Below are 15,915 nucleotides of genomic sequence, written 5' to 3' on the forward strand. Positions count from 1 at the left end.
TTTCTTTGACTGTAATCGTCCGCGCTGATATGGCGCGAACTTGGGTTGTTCCTGTCCACGGGGTTTCCGTCTTTCACCCCCGTTAGCGGTTGGCAGCCCACATTTGGGCATACCTACCGCCGGCGGTGAGGAGGTCCTCGTGGCAACCGTCCTCAATGATACGTCCTTCGTCGATGACGAGTATTCGGTCGGCCCGCGCAGCGGTTGCGAGGCGGTGTGCGACGACCACTGACGTGCGCCCCGAGGTTGCACGGTCGGCGGCGTCGAGCACCGCGCGTTCGGTTGCGGGATCAAGGGTGGCGGTAGCTTCGTCGAGAAGCAGCACGGCAGGGGAGAGCATCTCCGCGCGTGCGAGCGCGATGATCTGGCGCTGCCCGGAACTCAAGCCTCGGCCGCGTTCACCGACGCGCGCGTTGAAGCCGCCGGGGATCGTATCGACGACACCAAGCGCGCCAATGCGGTTCACCGCCGCCTCGATCTCTTCTGGGGTCGCGCCCGGCGCGCCGTAGGCGATGTTGTCCGCGACGGTGCCGGGGAACAGGTAGGACTCCTGCGGGACCTGAGCGAGTGCGCGGCGCCAGTCTGCAAGCGGGAACTGCGCGATGTTTGTGCCGGATGCGCGCACCTCGCCGGAAGTGGGGTCGTAGAACCGGGCGAGCAGTTTGACCACGGTGGATTTGCCCGCGCCGGTGGGGCCGACGAGTGCCACGGTGGTACCTGGCTCGATGGTCAGGTCCATGTGATCAATCACGGGGGAGGCATCTGTATCGGTGGAGGCTGAGTAGGAGAAGGTGGTGTCGTCGAAAAGCAATGGCCCACTTGCGGCGCTGTGAGCACCCGGGTTGGTGCCGGTATCGGGGACGGTGGTGCGTTGGGCAAGCAGTGCGCGGATGCGGTCGAAACTGACGGTGGCTTGCTGCCAGGAGTCGAAGATTTGGCCAAGCTGCTGGATGGGGCCGTAGAGCTGGCCGAGGTACATGGTGAATGCGACGAGCACACCGACGGACAGCGATCCGTCGGCGATGCGTCCCGCACCAAAGCCGACGATGACGGCGGTCATGGTTTGGGAGATGAAGTGCATGCCTGGGAAGTACAGCGCGACCAGGGTGACAGAGCGCATGCGCAGGCGGCGGTATTCGTCGCTTAGGGCCGTGAAGTGTGCTTCAAAGTGGGGCTGCGCGCGGTGGGTTTGGGTGGTGCGGATGCCGCCGATGAGTTCCGCGAACTCGCCGTTGACCGTGGAGATCTGTTCGCGTGAGGCCTGGTAGTAGCGCTTGGAGAAGACTCTGAACGCCCAGGTAGCGACGACAATCACCGGGACGGCGGTCAGCGCGATGAGGGTGAGTTCGCCGTCGGTGGCGACCAGCATGACGATCACGCCCACGAGCGAGCCGACGGCGACAATCGCCTGGGCAAGCCCGGTTTGTAGGAAGCTCGACAAGGTGTCGATGTCCGTGGTCATGCGCGTCATGATCTTGCCGGACAGTCGCGATTCGAAGTAATTCAAGCCCAGTTGCTGCAGGTGTGCGTAGGAGCGCAGCCGCAGCCCGTAGAGGAGGCGTTCGCCGGAGCGCGACGACAGGACAGTCATCAGTGCATCCGAGGCCCAGGCGATCGCGACCACACCGAGTGCAATGAGCCCCGCGTTGATCAGGTTCTCCTGGTTACTTGGGGTAATGCCGCGGTCCACGGCGGCGCGCACGATGGTGGGGAAGGCCAAGTCCGCCAGCACGCCCACAATGAGTAGGGCGACGGTGCCTGCGATGAGCCAGCGCACGGCCTTGAACATGTCGCGGATGTGGAATTCGCTCGACGGGGTGCGCAGGCGGGTCAGTGTCTGCTCGGCCAGATCCGGCAGTTCGCGCGCTCCCGGGAGGCGCTCCACACGCGCGAGCAGTTCCGGGGTGGCGTTGATGGTGGAGGCGCGCCCGCTCGTCGGCACGATCACGCGTTCCTGGGGTTCGGTGTCCACTTCGGGCCACAGGTCGCCAATCTCCTCGTACAGCGTTTCGGACTCGGGATCCATGGAGGCGCGATACTCGTCGGTTGCCATGACCTCGTCGCGGGGCCCTTGCTTGACGACGACCCCACCGCGCACCACCGCTACCCGATCCGCATGATCCACCGTGGACTGGCGGTGCGCCACGGTCAGCACCGCAATATCACTCAGTGCGTCGCGCAGGTTAGCCAAGATGTGGGCTTCGTTGATGGAGTCGATGGCGCTGGTGGCGTCGTCAAGCACGAGCACCTTCGGTGTCGACATGAGGGCGCGGGCGAGCGCGATGCGCTGACGCTGACCACCGGAAAGGGTGAGACCGCGCTCACCGACTTGGGTGTCGTAACCGTCGGGGAGGCGCTCGATGAACTCGTCTGCCAGGGCGAGACGTGCCGCCTCGCGCACCGCGGCATCAAGTTCGTCCGGCGACATGTAATCGGCTGCCCCCATGGCGATGTTGTCGCGCACGGAGGAAGAGAAAAGGAAGGCGTCGTCGAAAACACAGACCACATCGCCACCGGTGACCGTGCCCGTATCCGGGGTGTAGAACCCGCCAGCTAGCTGCACCGCCATGGTTTTACCCGCGCCGGGCGGGCCGACCATTGCAACGGTCTCGCCCGGCGCGACCGAAAGGGTGAAGCCGTTTAAGACGTTGTGGCCGCCGGTGGAAAAGTGCACGTCGCTAAAGTGCAGGCCGGGTTCGGCAGGCAAGTTTTCGGTGGAATTCACGGTGGAATTCACGGTGGAATTCGCGGTGGACTCTTCAGGTGCGAGTGCCAGCACATCCGCGAGCCTGTCGAAGGAGCTCAGGCCCATCTGCATGCGGACGTACTGGTTGGTCAGCATCGACAGGGTGGACGTCATCGTGGTCAGGTACGCGGTGAATGCGACGAACTGGCCGATGGAGATCCTTCCGTGGATGGCGAGCATGCCACCGGCGATGATGGTGACCACGAGTGCAACCTTGGGCAGCTGGGACAGTACCGGCTGGAAGCGTGCGGTGAGTTTCGCCGCCCGCATTTTTACCGCGTAAAGGTGGCGGCCAAGGTTGTCGAGCTGGTCGATCTCTCGCTGTTCCTGCCCGAACGCCTTGACCACACGCACGCCGGAGACGGTTTGTTCGACGTGCTCTGCAAGTTCTGCGGTGGCGTGCTGGTTGACCCACGTTGCTGCGTAGAGCGTTTTGCGCGACCGGTTGGCCTCCCACAGGAGCACAGGCAACAGTGCCAGCGACATCGCGGTCAGTGCGACGTCCATGCTCAGCATGACGATCAAGGTGGCTACCAGTTGCACGATGCGTGTGAGCATCATCGCCAGAGTGTCCAGCACCGTCTGGTACATGTTCAGATCCGAGATCGAGCGCGAGACAATCTGGCCCGTCACGATCTTGTCCTGTCCCGGCCCGTCCAGGCGGTGCAGTGTGCGCAGGATCTTGGTGCGCAACCAGTGTTGCGAGGTCGTTGCAAGGCGACCGGAGGTGGTGCGCCGGATGATGCTTAGGACGTAGGTGGCCGCTGCGACTGCCACCATCAGCCACGCCACGCGGGCAACGGAACCGTCCGCATTCCCGGTGGCAATATCAATCGCTTGGCCAGTAAGAGCGGGCTCGGCCACGCGGGTGAGCGCCGCCAAGATGGCAGCGGCGAACGCGACGGCGGCAGGCGCGCGGTTCGCCTTGAGCGATTGGGTAAGAAGTGGGCTAGTGGTCCTCATGTTCCTTGTCGTCGCTGTCCTTCCCGCTACTGTCCTTACCGTCGCGGAAGATCTTCAAAATCCATGCAGCGAATTCCTTCGGGTTGAAGCCACCCTTGATGCGACCGGTCTCATCGGCCGTGTCTTCGGGCTCGAGCGGGGTGGCAAACTGCAGCGGCACCGGGCCGAGGGCCTGCTGAATGTTATCGATGATGTTGCCGGCCAGCTTGCGGTTCACCGTCGTACCGGCAATCGCACCCAGGCCGAGCGGCAGCATCTTGCCCAGCCAGGCGCGACGCATGGAACGACGCAGCGAACGCATAGCCAGCACGTTGTTGGTCTCATTGAGCGTCGGGCCAGAAAAGCGCGACAGGGTGGCCTTGCCAGGCAGCTTGCGGGAGTTTTCGCCGAGCAGCGTATCCACGATTGCTAGACCCTTCGTACCCATCAGCGTGGTCAGCACGATGGCGCGGCGGTGCTCGGGGTCGGAGATGTCGTCGCCACGCAAATATGCCGATGACATGGCGTAAAACGCCGCGAGATCCAGAAAGAGGGCGGACTCGCCGGCCACAGCAGCAGCACCTGTGAACAGGCCAACGCCTGGCACTGCCGCAGCGGCACCCACACCGGCACCGGTACCCGTGACGGTGTTCTTTAGATGCTTATCCATAATCGCCTGGATCTGTGCCGGTGACTTATCCGGGTTGTCGCGGCGCAACCAATCTACATATCCGCGGATCACAGAGGTCTGCAGTCGCACGGCCTTGTCCACCGCGCCGATGAAAACACGACCGAGTTTGCCCGCGTCCTTTTCCAGCTGCGCTGAATTTTCCTGCAGCGCGACCTCGATTTCCTTGCGGAGCTCCGCCTCGTCGATCTGCGTTGATTTCTTCTTACCGAACACGTTTATCCTCCTGCCGTGAACTGGCGATGGGTAATTGGTACAGCATAGAACGACTTCATATCCCGGGAAGACCGGGCGGAAACGCTCTAGGCTTGAACGCATGAATGCGCGCCGCCAACCAGTCGTACAGACAACGGCCGGAGCCGTGCGCGGTCAAGTCGACCCGCACACCGGAATGCGCACCTGGCGTGGCGTGCCATTCGGCGCCAACACCGCTGGTACTCACCGGTTCCGCGAACCGAAACCCGTCCAACCCTGGCCTGGGGTGCGCGACTGCACACGCTTCGGCCCACCCGCCATGCAAGGCACCTTCGGCATCCGTGGCACGGTGCTTGGTTCGGAGGACTGCCTCAACTTAGACATCGTCAGGCCCGACACTGATGAGGTCTTGCCTGTCGTTGTCTGTTTCCACGGCGGCACTTTTGTCACCGGCGCCAGCCACGAAAAAGTCCTCCAAGGTCATCGCCTCACCGCCGCGACGAACATTGTCTACGTCTCCTTAAACTTCCGCCTCGGCGTGCTCGGCTACCTCGATGTGCGATCGCTTGGCGACGACTGCGTGGCCAACCCCGCTATCCGCGACCAGATCCTCGCCCTGCGGTGGATCCGGGACAACATCGCAGCCTTCGGCGGCGACCCAGATGCTGTGACCATCATGGGCGAATCGGCAGGCGGTGCTGCCGTGCTGCATCTCATGTGCGCACCCGATGCCCGCGGCCTGTTCCACCGCGCAATCGCGCAGTCCCCGCCACCGGCCAGCGTCCACTCGAGGCACCAAGCCGCCAGGTGGGTCCAAGCCCTCATCAGGAAACTCGGTCTCGCACCAGACACCACCCTTGACCAGCTGCGCGACATCCCCGCAGAAACCCTCGTGCGCGCCGGGCAATCACTGATGTTTAACAGCAAGGAAGCGCTGCAATTCAACATCAGCTTCATGCCCACCCTGGACAGTGCCAGCCTGCCCCAACACCCCATTGACACGTTCAACGCTGGCGAGCAAGCCCGCGTGCCACTGATCGTGGGAACCAACTCCGACGAAGCCAGTTTCACCAAAGCCATCTACCAAACCTCCCGCCAGCGCCAACGTGCTGCGCGCCGGGCGTTGAACGTGTTTGACCCGGACAATGCGCTGGATGTCATCGAGGCGTACGACGATGTCGGCGCACGCGGCGACTTTGCGGAGTTGATGGCAGACGCCGTGTTCTGGGCCCCGAGTGTCATCCTGGCCACCGCGCACCGCATGGTCGCGCCGACCTATATGTATCGCTTCGCCTACGCATCTGCCGCGATGCGCAAGTTGGGCCTCGGCGCGATTCACGCAGCTGACCTTGTGGCGGTCTATGGCGATCCCTTTGCCACAGTGACCTCCAAACTGGATCGCTTCGGGCCGCGGGACACGTTCCAAGAGGTCAGCCGGCTCATGCAGTACCACTGGGGCGAGTTCTTCCACACCGGCACACCTGGTCCGGAGTGGCCCAGCTACGGGTTTAAGCGTGGCGACGACCCGGGGCGTGCGACTGCGGTGTTTGAGTACGGCATGCGTGTGGAATACGACCCGAAAGCCGAACAACGCACCGCGTGGGAGTCGTTTGACATGCGCGAGTGGGGAATTAGCCGGACGGATTTATGACATCCGCGATGATAATTCCAGGCACGCGCCAGCGAACGTGGCTAGGCTGAAGCCAGTCTGAAGGTCAATGCGGAAGGAACCCACTGTCATGAGCTTTTTCGAGGACATCGCGGCCGCGTTGGACCGCGACGGTATTGAGTCGCGCGTAGGCGGGGACACGATGTTTGTCCCCATGTCTGCGGCGTTGGAATTGCAGTTTGTGGAAATTGATCCGCACCTGCCGGCAGCGAACGTGTACATCGCCGCGGCTGACGTGGACGAGGACGACGATGAGTTTGAGGCCGTCTTAGTCGCTGTGGTGTTCTCCGTGGAGGCAGCGGTGGCTGCTGTTGCTGAGCACATGGCGACCGACCAGGTGGTAACAGTGCTGCGCGACCTGCTGGAAAGCACGGACGAGCGCATTGGGGATCTCGAGTTCTTCCAGGACCACGTCAACCCGCAGCAGGTGCGCGCCGAAGTGGGCGCGAATGCCGAGTTGCAGGTCGTCGTCGAAGCCGTCAACGGCGTGCCGAGCGCCACAGTGACCTTCGTTGCACTCCCGGATGACTACGACGATGTCATCGAGGACGCCGAGGGCGAGTTGTGGGAGTCCGACGGCGATGCGGAACTGTCTGAGGAGGACCGCGCACGTCTGTTTGACGTCATCCATGACGAGGCGGTTGCCGACGCTGAGAAGCTCGAGCTGGGCAGCTTCACCGACTTCGACCGTCTCTTTGACGTGCTGTCGCTCGCCGCCGACCAGGCAGAGGAATGGGAGGCGCAGCTGCTTCCAGTCGACGACGAGATTGACGAGCCGGACGTCTACGACATCTTCGGCCAAGACGACGAAGACTACGACGAGGACCTCGATGATGAGGATGATGAGGATCTCGACGACGAAGACTTCGACGAACTCGACGAGGACTAAGCCGCGCTGAGTCCTTCGAACATGGAGGAGGGCGACTCGATCGGGGTGAACGCCCCGTCGACGAGCCAGACGTAACTTGCTGCCTTCGCCCCCGGAATTTCGTGGACGGTGTGGGCAGCATCATCGGGGATGATGGCGCGCACCCAGGACTCGGCAAGCAACGTGTCCACGGGAACCCCCGCGGCATCGGTCACGCGCAGTTCGATCAAGTAGGCCGGAATGTGGCGCTGCCCGTATCCCTGAATACGAGCGCGGGCGCGCGGGCCAACACGCCGCCGCGTAACCGCCAACGACAGCGTCGGACCGTTGTCTATCCGGGGTAGCGATATCACCGGTGGCCGCCAGGTCGCAGCCGGGCGAGACAGCGAGCGTGGGTGGTGGATCATCGCGTTGATGGCGTGCAGCTTCTCGGGGAAGAGGTCTCGGATTTCGGCAGCCAAGGAATCGGCGCTGGCGTATGCATCGGCATCCACAGTGGGGGAGGTGCGGAACATGGACAGGGCATTCTTTGCGTTCAACTTCATGGCTCAAACACTAAAAGTGGCCCCGACATCAACAGGCACGCATTCGAACACATTAGCGATACGGTTATTTGACGCGTTGTGTAACCTTGCTGTTTATGAGTGCGAATAAGGTGGTGAAACCGTCGATCCCCCGCACCATTTGGGTGCTCACGGGCGCCGCCTTCATTGTTGCGCTCGGGTACGGGTTAATCGCTCCGGTTCTCCCGCAGTTTGCGGGAAGTTTCAACGTATCCATGGCCGCAGCAGGTGCGGTCGTGTCTGTGTTTGCTCTCGCCAGGTTGCTTGGTGCGCCCGGCGCGGGTGTGCTGGTGGACAAACTGGGCTCGCGCCCGATCTATCTCACGGGCTTGAGCATCGTGGCTGTCTCCACGTTCTTCGTGGCGTTTGCCCAGGCGTATTGGCAGATTCTTGCGTTGCGGTTCATCGCGGGTTTCGGCTCGACGATGTTTACGTTGTCGGCGCAGGCACTGATTGTGCGGGTGACGCATCCTTCGATCCGTGGCCGCGCGAACGCGTTGTACGCTTCGGCATTTCTTGTGGGCAATGTGTTCGGTCCGATCGTGGGCGCAGCGTTGTCGTATTTGGGTTTCCGTATCCCGTTTGCCATTTATGGCGTGGCGGTCGCGATTGCGGCCGGCCTCGTCGCGTGGCTTACACAGCCGCGTCCAGGTGCGAAGGCGTTGCCGAAGGCGAAGCCCGCGATGCGGCTGCGGAGCGCCTGGAAGGTGCCCACCTACAGGGGATTGCTGGTCGCGGCGTTTACCAATGGGTTTGTGAATATGGGTGCACGCGTGGCGGTGTTGCCGCTCTTTGCCGCCGCGGTGTTTGAGCAAGGCGGGGCAGCGGCTGGTTTCGCGCTTACGGCGTTCGCGCTCGGCATGGCGATCATGCTGCAGTTTTCCGGGCGTATGTCGGATCATTTTGGCAGGCGCCCGATGATCTTTGCGGGCATGGCAATGTCTGCAGTGTTTACGGTGGTGCTTGGCACGGCGACGAGTTTCTGGCCGCTCATGATCTGGTCGGTGCTGGCCGGCGTGGCTTCCGGCACGATGAGCCCGTCCATTCAGGCAGCGTTGGCGGACATCATTGGCAATGAACGCTCCGGCGGTAAGGTGTTGTCCACATTCCAGATGACACAGGATGCGGGCCAGATTTTCGCGCCTGTGGTTGTCGGTGCGATTGCGCAGACCGCGGGTTTTACTGCCGCGTTCGGCGTATGCGGTGCAATGTGTGCGGTGGCGGCTGTTGTGTGGCTGATCATCGGTAAGGAAACGATGGTGAAGGAGCCACGATGAGAGTAATTCTGGACTGCGACCCGGGTATCGACGACACCTTAGCCCTCATCTGGCTCACCGCGGCCACGCAGGCAGGCATCCATGAGCTTGACTGCGTGACCACGACTGCCGGCAACGTCGACGCCGACCAGTGCGCGAGAAACGCTGCTTGGATCCTGTCGCTGTGCGGGTTGCCGATCATTTCCCTTGCTGCTGGTCTGCCGGCGCCGCTTGAGGTGGAACTGACCACGACGCCGGAAACCCACGGCGATACGGGGCTTGGGTATGCCACCGCGCCTGAGCGTCACGTTGAGCACGATTGGGAGGCGCTGTGGATCGACGCGATTGAGCGTGGCACAGACGATCTTCACCTCATCGTCACCGGACCCATGACCAACTTGGCGTTTTTCGCTCACGCCCACCCGCAGCACTTTGCGCGCCTGAAGCACATCACGGTGATGGGTGGTGCGGTGAACTATCCGGGCAACACCACGCCGACGGCGGAGTGGAACTTCTGGGTCGATCCACACGCGGCTGCCGATGTGTTCGACATGACTCCGACTCCGATCACGCTGTGTTCACTGGGTGTGACGGAGAAGATGGTGCTTGAGCCTGAGCGGTTGGAGGGGGTCGTCGCAAAGCTAGGCGCGAGCCCGATTGCCCAGCATGTGGGTGACATTGTGCGGTTCTACTTCGAGTTCCACGAGGAGGTCGGGGAGGGCTATCGTGCGCAGATCCACGACTTGCTCACGGTGCTCATCGCGCTTGGTGCGGTGGACGTTGAGCATTGCTTGACGACGATCGCCGTCGAGGCCGATTCCGACCTCACCCGCGGCACCTCTGTGGCAGATCTGCGTGACATTTGGGAGCGCGAACCCAACGCGCGCTTGGTCACCGAGGCGGACATTGAGGCCGCGTGGGAGTCCTTCGAATGGGCCTGTGAGATCCATGCACGCGTGGCGGCAGGTGATGCAAGTCTTATGGAACTGCGCCACCTCAAAGCGGACGACTAACTGCTACACTGCCTGATCTGAACGTTCCTGCCGAGGTGACATAGGTAGGGGCGCAATTGCTCATTTGCCCGTGAGAATTACGGAAAGTTCCATGTCACACACCACTTCTCAAAACTCGCAGAAGGCGCAGTGGACCCCGCTGCGTCGCGTTCTCGTTGCCCTTGGCGCGCTGATTATCGCCGCGACCTGGCTCTACTTCGTTCTTGTCCGCCCCGCTGACTGGGATCAGGTCACAGGCTCCGGTCCTGGCATTACGTTGCTGGCGGGCTACGGCGTGGGCACCCTGCTGCTACTCGTGGCCATCGTCCCGGTGTTGCCGGCGCGCACGCTCGGGCTGATTCCGATTGCGATCATCATCAACTCTGTCATCGGCGAGATCGTCGGCTCGATTGGTCTGCCGCTGTACCTCGACTCCGTGGGCACCGTGCTGGTCGCAGCCCTGGCCGGCCCGGTTGCGGGCATGGCCACCGGCGCGCTGAACAACGTGGTGTGGGGTCTGGTCAACCCGGCCGCTCTGCCGTTCGCCGCGGGTGCGGCGTTGGTCGGCTGGCTGGCGGGCGTGTTCATTCACCGCTTCAACGCGTTCCGCAACCCCGGCACCGTGGTCGGCTTTGGCCTTGTGCTCGGCGTGGTGGGCGGCATGGTCGCAGCGCCTGTCGCTGCATACGTCTACGGCGGCACCGCCGGCGTGGGCACCGGCGCACTGGTGAGCCTGTTCCGCGAAATGGGTGGGTCCCTGATCGCATCGGTAACCACCCAGGCGTTCATCTCTGACCCGGTGGATAAGGTGATCGTCCTGTTCATCGCCTATGCCACGGTCAAGGCGCTGCCGAAGCGCACCGTGGCTGCCTTCGCGCCACAAGAACCTGTCGCACCAGCATCGACACCTGAGGCGTAAAGCACTTCCGTGGCAGACCGTCTGAGCCCTTCAACCCGTGTGAACCCGTTGACCGCTTTGGCCATCGGGGCGTCGGGCTGGATTCTGGTGCTCGGGCTGAACCGGCCAGAAGTTTCACTCGCAGTGCTGGCCGCGGCAATGGTGCTGGGGACGTGGCGCACCCGCAACGTCGCGCTCATTGCGGCCACCGCGTTGCTTGCCGCCCCGGTTGCCGCATCCATGGTGCTCATCCATGCGCCCTACGGTGCACACCGCATTGCACCGCTGCTGACCAGCGACGGACTTGCCACAGCAGGGGAGTTAGCCGCACGCTTCACCGCACTGATCGCCAGCCTGCTCGCGGCCGTCGCATGGTCGCGCACCCCGGACCTGGCCAAGGCGCTGCAGGCAGCACCGGGTGGCAACAGGATCGGATACATCGCCGGCACGACACTGCAACTCGGCCCCCAAGGTGCACACCGCGCCCGGATCGTCCGCGACGCCAACCGGCTCAAAGGCGAGCGAATCACCGTAAAAACCGTGGTCCCGAACCTGATCATGCCGGTGCTTACCGAGCTGCTCACCCAAGCCGGTGCTCGCGGCCAAGCCTTAGAGACCGCAGGTTACGACCTCACCGGCCCTCGCACCGTGCTGCGCCCTGTCCACGACAGCCGCATCCAGCGCGTCGCCCGCATCCTCATCCCGCTTGCGTGTTTGGGGGTTGTGTTGTGGATCTGACATTGCTCACACAGACGCTCAACGAGCACCGCGCGGTGCAGGTGGTCGGGAACTCCGGCGCTGGCCTGACCACGTTGGCAGCGCAGGTGCACCACGAGTGGGACCACGCCGCAGTAGTCCAGCAGGACGCCACTGCGCACGTGTCGTATCTTCGCGACACGGTCATCGAGGAAGTTGCCCTCGGTCTCGAACAGCGCGGCGTACCCGCCGACGAGATGCGTCAGCGTTGCCAGGCAATCCTCCACGCTGCAGGGCTGAGCGATCTCGCCGAGCGCAACCCAGCGCAACTCTCCGGTGGCCAAACGCGACGCCTCGCCATCGCAGCTGTTGCGGTGCTTGAGCCGGGCACCTTGCTTCTCGACGACCCCTTCGCCGGCCTCGACCCAACCTCCTGCACCCGCATCACCGAACTGCTGGCTTCGCTGCCGTCGAAGGTGGTCATCCTGGGCACACGACATCGTGATATCGAATCGGCCGTGCTCAGACTTGTCGAAGGCGCCCTCCAGCCGGACGTCCCACCCAACCCGAACCTGCAGCTGCCCGACCGCGTTACAGCAACCGGTGAGCCGATCGACCTCGGAGAAGTCTCCGCGGTGCGCGGCGAAACAACCCGCAAGTGGTGGCAGTTCCGCACCACGTCAGAGCCTTCGTTCACGGCCGGCCCAGTGCACCTGACCGTTCGTCCCGGTGAGGCCGTGTGGCTGCGTGGCGACAACGGTGCCGGCAAGACAACGCTCCTCCGCGCGATGGCTGGCCTCGACGACAACCCGGGCCTGGAACAGACTCGCGGCGTGACCGTGTCACTGGCGTTGCAGCGCGCCGCAGACCAGCTCGCAGAATCCACCGTGGGTCGGTTCATCGGCAACGACGATGCCGTCGCTGCACTAGGCCTAGACCCAGACGCCCACCCGTTGGATCTTCCGTCGGCCCATTTCCGGCTCGCACAGCTCGCCCAGGTGTTTGCCCAGGGGCGTGATCTTGTGCTTCTCGACGAGCCCGACGTCGGCCTCGACATCCCCTCCCGCGAGCGTGCCCACGCACTCATCGCAGCAGGCCTGGCACGCGGTCAGGCGGTGATCTTCACCTGCCACGACACCAGCTTCGCCGCGGAGGTGGGGGAGTATGCAACGGTTCAGCATGCTTTTCAGCTGTAGGTGCCGGATTCAGTTTCAAACCGGGTCGATCCACCGTTAAAAACGGTGGACGACTACACAGCCCCAGTAATTTCGCTTCTTGATTAACAGGAGGGTAATTCGGTGAGATGCGCAGCGCTTTCGATATCGACCTTCTGCGAAGCGCAAGTAAGCATGAGGCTGCAAAAACTGTCAGAAGTTTTGTAATTCGTACTAGACTAACTCCGAATCTTTGTGCGGAAGAGAAAGGTATTCTGAGAGTGGTTCGGGCTTCAAGCATAGGGGCAATTTGGCGCAAATGGGATATGCATGTGCACGTCCCAAATACCCGAATGAATAACCAATTCGAGAAGGTAGATGGAGAAACGGATTGGGGTCGATTTTGTAAAATCTTAGAAGAATCAGATGTGGAAGTATTTGGCATTACCGATTACTTCTCCCTGGACTCTTATTTTGAGTTCAAGGATCAATTTCAAAAGCTCTATCCGGATTCAAGAAAGGTTTTCTTCGCTAACCTTGAGTTGCGGCTCGATGTCGCCGTGCATCACTCCGAGTCGAACATCAATGCTCACTTGATTTTCCCCCCCGGACATAACTCCGCAAACTGTAGATTTGTTGCTTTCTCACATCCCAACTTCGTCTCAAAGCGGCGAAGGCACGCGGAGTAAAGCCTTATTAGAGCATAAGAACTCCTCAGAAAAAATATTGAACGGGTTAACAGTAAATTTCAAAGAATCGTTGCAAGCGATTCAGGCTGCCCTCGATGATGTAAAACCAGGTGAATACGATTCAAAGGTAATGATCGCCCTATCAGGTAATAAGGATGGCCTGTCGCCTGGTTACTTCAACGACCGGAAGGGGCAGCTGATTGATAATTACGACCTGCACAGTCATATCATTTTTAGCAATTCAACCAATGCGCCTCACTGGCTGGATACCTCACGTGGGGAGGGGACTGGCCGGAACTTGAAACCGCATCCAACTTTCTACGGCTCGGATGCACATTCTTTTGAAGAACTTGAAAAAATGCTGGGCAAAAGTGGCAGTGATAATGCTCGTAGTTGGGAGACTACGTGGGTCAAAGCAGAACCCACATGGGAGGGGTTTCGGCAGACGCTCGCCGAACCTGCTGACAGAGTCCGTATCCAGCCCACTATTCCGGATGCTAAGAACGACTACCTGATCATCGATTCTGTCGAATTTACCGACCAAGAACTTTTTCCTGCAAAAATAAAACTCAATCCTAACCTGAACGCCATTATCGGCAGTCGTTCTTCAGGTAAGTCATCTCTGCTCGCGCATATTGCGCACAGTGTTCGTCCCGCTGAAACGGAGGAGCAGCAGAAACTGGCCGGGATGGATAAACCAGGGCCGGCAGCAGGCTTTGTTTGGGAAACCAAGAACAGCCAGTTGTGCAAGGTTAACTGGAGGGGCGACAACAGAGGCCGGGGTAACATCGTTTACGTTCCGCAGAACTTCCTGAATAGTTTGAGCGACAATGCTGCCGAGGTGACTAATCGAATCCGTCCCGCCGTACGGTCTGCAAATGAGGAGCTAATGAGAACCTTTGACTCCCGGGTACAGGAGCGGGACACTATATCTCGGCAAATAGAGGAAATAGTTCAGCAGTGGTTCCAAAAATATCAAGAATTTGGCACACGTGAAGCGGAACTAGAGAATTTCGCAGATTCTGATGCCTTGAGTTCACAACATGAGAAACTCAAATCAGAGATGGCTGAGATGTCCGCGTTCGCCAATTTGGATGAAAAAGAGTTAGAGCGCGTGACAAAGGTGAAAGAGCTGCTCGGCGAGAAACGTAAGTCGATTGAAGATCTCGAGGCGCGTAGGGCGGCGATCCGAGGATGTCTCACCGGTGCCGATCATGTAGGAGCAGGGGTCCAAACGGATGGCTTAGTGCAAGTTAGCGTGGCAATCGAAACCATGCGTGGGGAGCTGTCGGTCGGCCATATTAAGGAGATCGAAGCTTGGAGAGCGGAAAAGCAGCGTCTGCTTAATAGCGAATTCCGAAAAAAATTGGATGCGATGTCGGAAATTACTGACTCCACGCTTGTAGGCCTAAAGGCGGACGTGGCGCGAATTCAGAGTGATAATAAAGAGCTTTTCGAAAGATTCGATAAGAATGCTGATTTAGTTAATCTCCAGAAACGAATATCCAAGATTGAACTAGACCTTAGTGGCCGGGAAAAAAGTGCTGGCAAAGTCGATGATCTTAGAAAAGAGATGGGGTACCTTGAGCAGGAAATCGATTCGAAGATTATCGAGCGTAGCGCCAAGGAATCACTTCTAGAGAAGGAGTTTAATTCGGGAGTCACGCCGTTTGTCGATGGGTTGATATTCAAGATAGAAAAAGCCTTCTCATCTGAGCAAATTGATAGGTGTTCGGCAGGCTTTAACGCACGCAGCAAATCCGATTTCATTACGGAAGACAGATGCTTAGATGTTCCCTTAGCGCAGGCGAAGGCTGCTACTTTTCTGCATGAGGTCGCTTCAGGACGTCTCAAGGCTCGAAAAGAATACGAACCCGAGATGCTCGCTCGAATGGTTCTATCGGCTAAGCCGGAAATTAGATTTGCAGCAGAAATGGATGGAGATACCATCGGAGGGTTCGGCTCCTCCACAATGACTCCAGGCAAACAGGCATTGTTCGCCCTCACTCTTATTCTGAGTGACGTGGGGGAAGACTGGCCCCTGTTAATTGATCAACCGGAAGATGATCTCGATAGTAAATCGATTTACGAATCGGTGGTTAAGTTTTTGCGTCGGCAGAAGCAACGGCGGCAAATTTTAATGGTGACTCACAATGCGAATTTGGTCGTCGGAGCGGATGCGGAGTTGGTCATTGTAGCTAACCGACACGGAGCCGATCGGCCTAATGAAGATGCGAGGGTGTTCGATTACGCTTCCGGGCCATTGGAGTCAATTGAGATTGTTGAGAATGCAGAGTTTGAGCTTGATCGACTGAGTACTCGAGATCACGTTGTGGAAATCTTGGATGGTGGCGAGGAGGCCTTTCGTAAACGCCAGCAGCGTTACCAGCTGCCCGCTGTTTAGGAAAACTTACTGTCTGATTGGTTTGTCGTCCTGGCGTTTTACGTCCCCCGTTTAACCGATGAGGTCTAGGGGTAAATCCGATATGTCTCGAAGTCGGTTACCTTCGGTCAACATGGTTAGAAGTGCCGTTTCCGTGTAGTTGGTAGGGGCAATCC

The 15,915-nt window shown here is 60.3% G+C and carries 12 protein-coding genes; 8 read left to right on the forward strand and 4 right to left on the reverse strand.

All coding sequences use genetic code 11. The annotated features are described in order from the left end of the window. Nucleotides 1-82: 82 nt before the first annotated feature. Nucleotides 83-3,709, reverse strand: coding sequence for an ABC transporter ATP-binding protein (locus HMPREF3120_RS10260; protein ID WP_070453082.1), 3,627 nt, complete (start codon nt 3,707-3,709; stop codon nt 83-85). Continuing rightward, complete coding sequence (locus HMPREF3120_RS10265; RefSeq protein WP_070453085.1) at nt 3,696-4,592, reverse strand: hypothetical protein; 897 nt, start codon at nt 4,590-4,592, stop codon at nt 3,696-3,698. Before HMPREF3120_RS10265 ends, HMPREF3120_RS10260 begins: the two co-directional genes overlap by 14 nt. A gap of 100 nt (nt 4,593-4,692) precedes the next feature. Here HMPREF3120_RS10265 and HMPREF3120_RS10270 point away from each other — a divergent pair, with 100 nt between their 5' ends. Together HMPREF3120_RS10270 and HMPREF3120_RS12215 are read left to right on the forward strand one after the other, a co-directional pair. Continuing rightward, on the forward strand, nt 4,693-6,222 hold the full coding sequence (locus HMPREF3120_RS10270) for a carboxylesterase/lipase family protein (RefSeq protein ID WP_070453088.1): 1,530 nt from the start codon (nt 4,693-4,695) through the stop codon (nt 6,220-6,222). 88 nt (nt 6,223-6,310) lie between these two features. Beyond that, nucleotides 6,311-7,129 carry a hypothetical protein gene (locus HMPREF3120_RS12215; RefSeq protein ID WP_070453093.1) on the forward strand — a complete coding sequence of 273 codons (819 nt, stop codon included), beginning with the start codon at nt 6,311-6,313 and terminating at the stop codon, nt 7,127-7,129. On the opposite strand, the gene HMPREF3120_RS12220 is transcribed toward HMPREF3120_RS12215, so the two are convergent. Continuing rightward, nucleotides 7,126-7,653: a hypothetical protein gene (locus HMPREF3120_RS12220; RefSeq protein ID WP_168156433.1), complete on the reverse strand. Its 528-nt coding sequence runs from the start codon at nt 7,651-7,653 to the stop codon at nt 7,126-7,128. The two genes, HMPREF3120_RS12215 and HMPREF3120_RS12220, sit on opposite strands and share 4 nt — an antisense overlap. A gap of 95 nt (nt 7,654-7,748) precedes the next feature. On the opposite strand from HMPREF3120_RS12220, the gene HMPREF3120_RS10285 reads away from it, so the two are divergent. From HMPREF3120_RS10285 to HMPREF3120_RS10315, 6 genes are all read left to right on the forward strand, one after another. Beyond that, entirely contained in the window at nt 7,749-8,948 is a 1,200-nt protein-coding gene (locus tag HMPREF3120_RS10285) for an MFS transporter (RefSeq protein ID WP_070453095.1), read from the forward strand. Further along, on the forward strand, nt 8,945-9,940 hold the full coding sequence (locus HMPREF3120_RS10290) for a nucleoside hydrolase (RefSeq protein WP_070453100.1): 996 nt from the start codon (nt 8,945-8,947) through the stop codon (nt 9,938-9,940). The genes HMPREF3120_RS10285 and HMPREF3120_RS10290 overlap by 4 nt, the downstream gene beginning before the upstream one ends. A gap of 91 nt (nt 9,941-10,031) precedes the next feature. After that, entirely contained in the window at nt 10,032-10,838 is an 807-nt protein-coding gene (locus HMPREF3120_RS10295; protein ID WP_070453103.1) for a glycosyl transferase family 9, read from the forward strand. A gap of 9 nt (nt 10,839-10,847) precedes the next feature. Continuing rightward, nucleotides 10,848-11,555, forward strand: a complete 708-nt coding sequence (locus HMPREF3120_RS10300; RefSeq protein ID WP_246815472.1) for an energy-coupling factor transporter transmembrane component T family protein — start codon at nt 10,848-10,850, stop codon at nt 11,553-11,555. Further along, nucleotides 11,546-12,709, forward strand: a complete 1,164-nt coding sequence (locus HMPREF3120_RS10305; RefSeq protein WP_168156434.1) for an ATP-binding cassette domain-containing protein — start codon at nt 11,546-11,548, stop codon at nt 12,707-12,709. The genes HMPREF3120_RS10300 and HMPREF3120_RS10305 overlap by 10 nt, the downstream gene beginning before the upstream one ends. Nucleotides 12,710-13,303: 594 nt before the next feature. Then, nucleotides 13,304-15,760 (forward strand): TrlF family AAA-like ATPase, encoded by a 2,457-nt coding sequence (locus tag HMPREF3120_RS10315; RefSeq protein WP_141739429.1) that lies wholly within the window; start codon nt 13,304-13,306, stop codon nt 15,758-15,760. Nucleotides 15,761-15,811: 51 nt separating this feature from the next. Here the strand turns inward: HMPREF3120_RS10315 and HMPREF3120_RS12530 are convergent, their stop codons facing one another. Next, the gene (locus tag HMPREF3120_RS12530) at nt 15,812-15,913 is read right to left on the reverse strand and encodes an NgoMIV family type II restriction endonuclease (RefSeq protein ID WP_141739430.1); all 102 of its coding nucleotides are present in this window, start codon (nt 15,911-15,913) and stop codon (nt 15,812-15,814) included. Between the last annotated feature and the right edge of the window lie 2 nt (nt 15,914-15,915).

Origin of the sequence: Corynebacterium sp. HMSC11D10 (assembly GCF_001806995.1) — a bacterium.
GTDB classification, from domain to species: domain Bacteria; phylum Actinomycetota; class Actinomycetes; order Mycobacteriales; family Mycobacteriaceae; genus Corynebacterium; species Corynebacterium coyleae.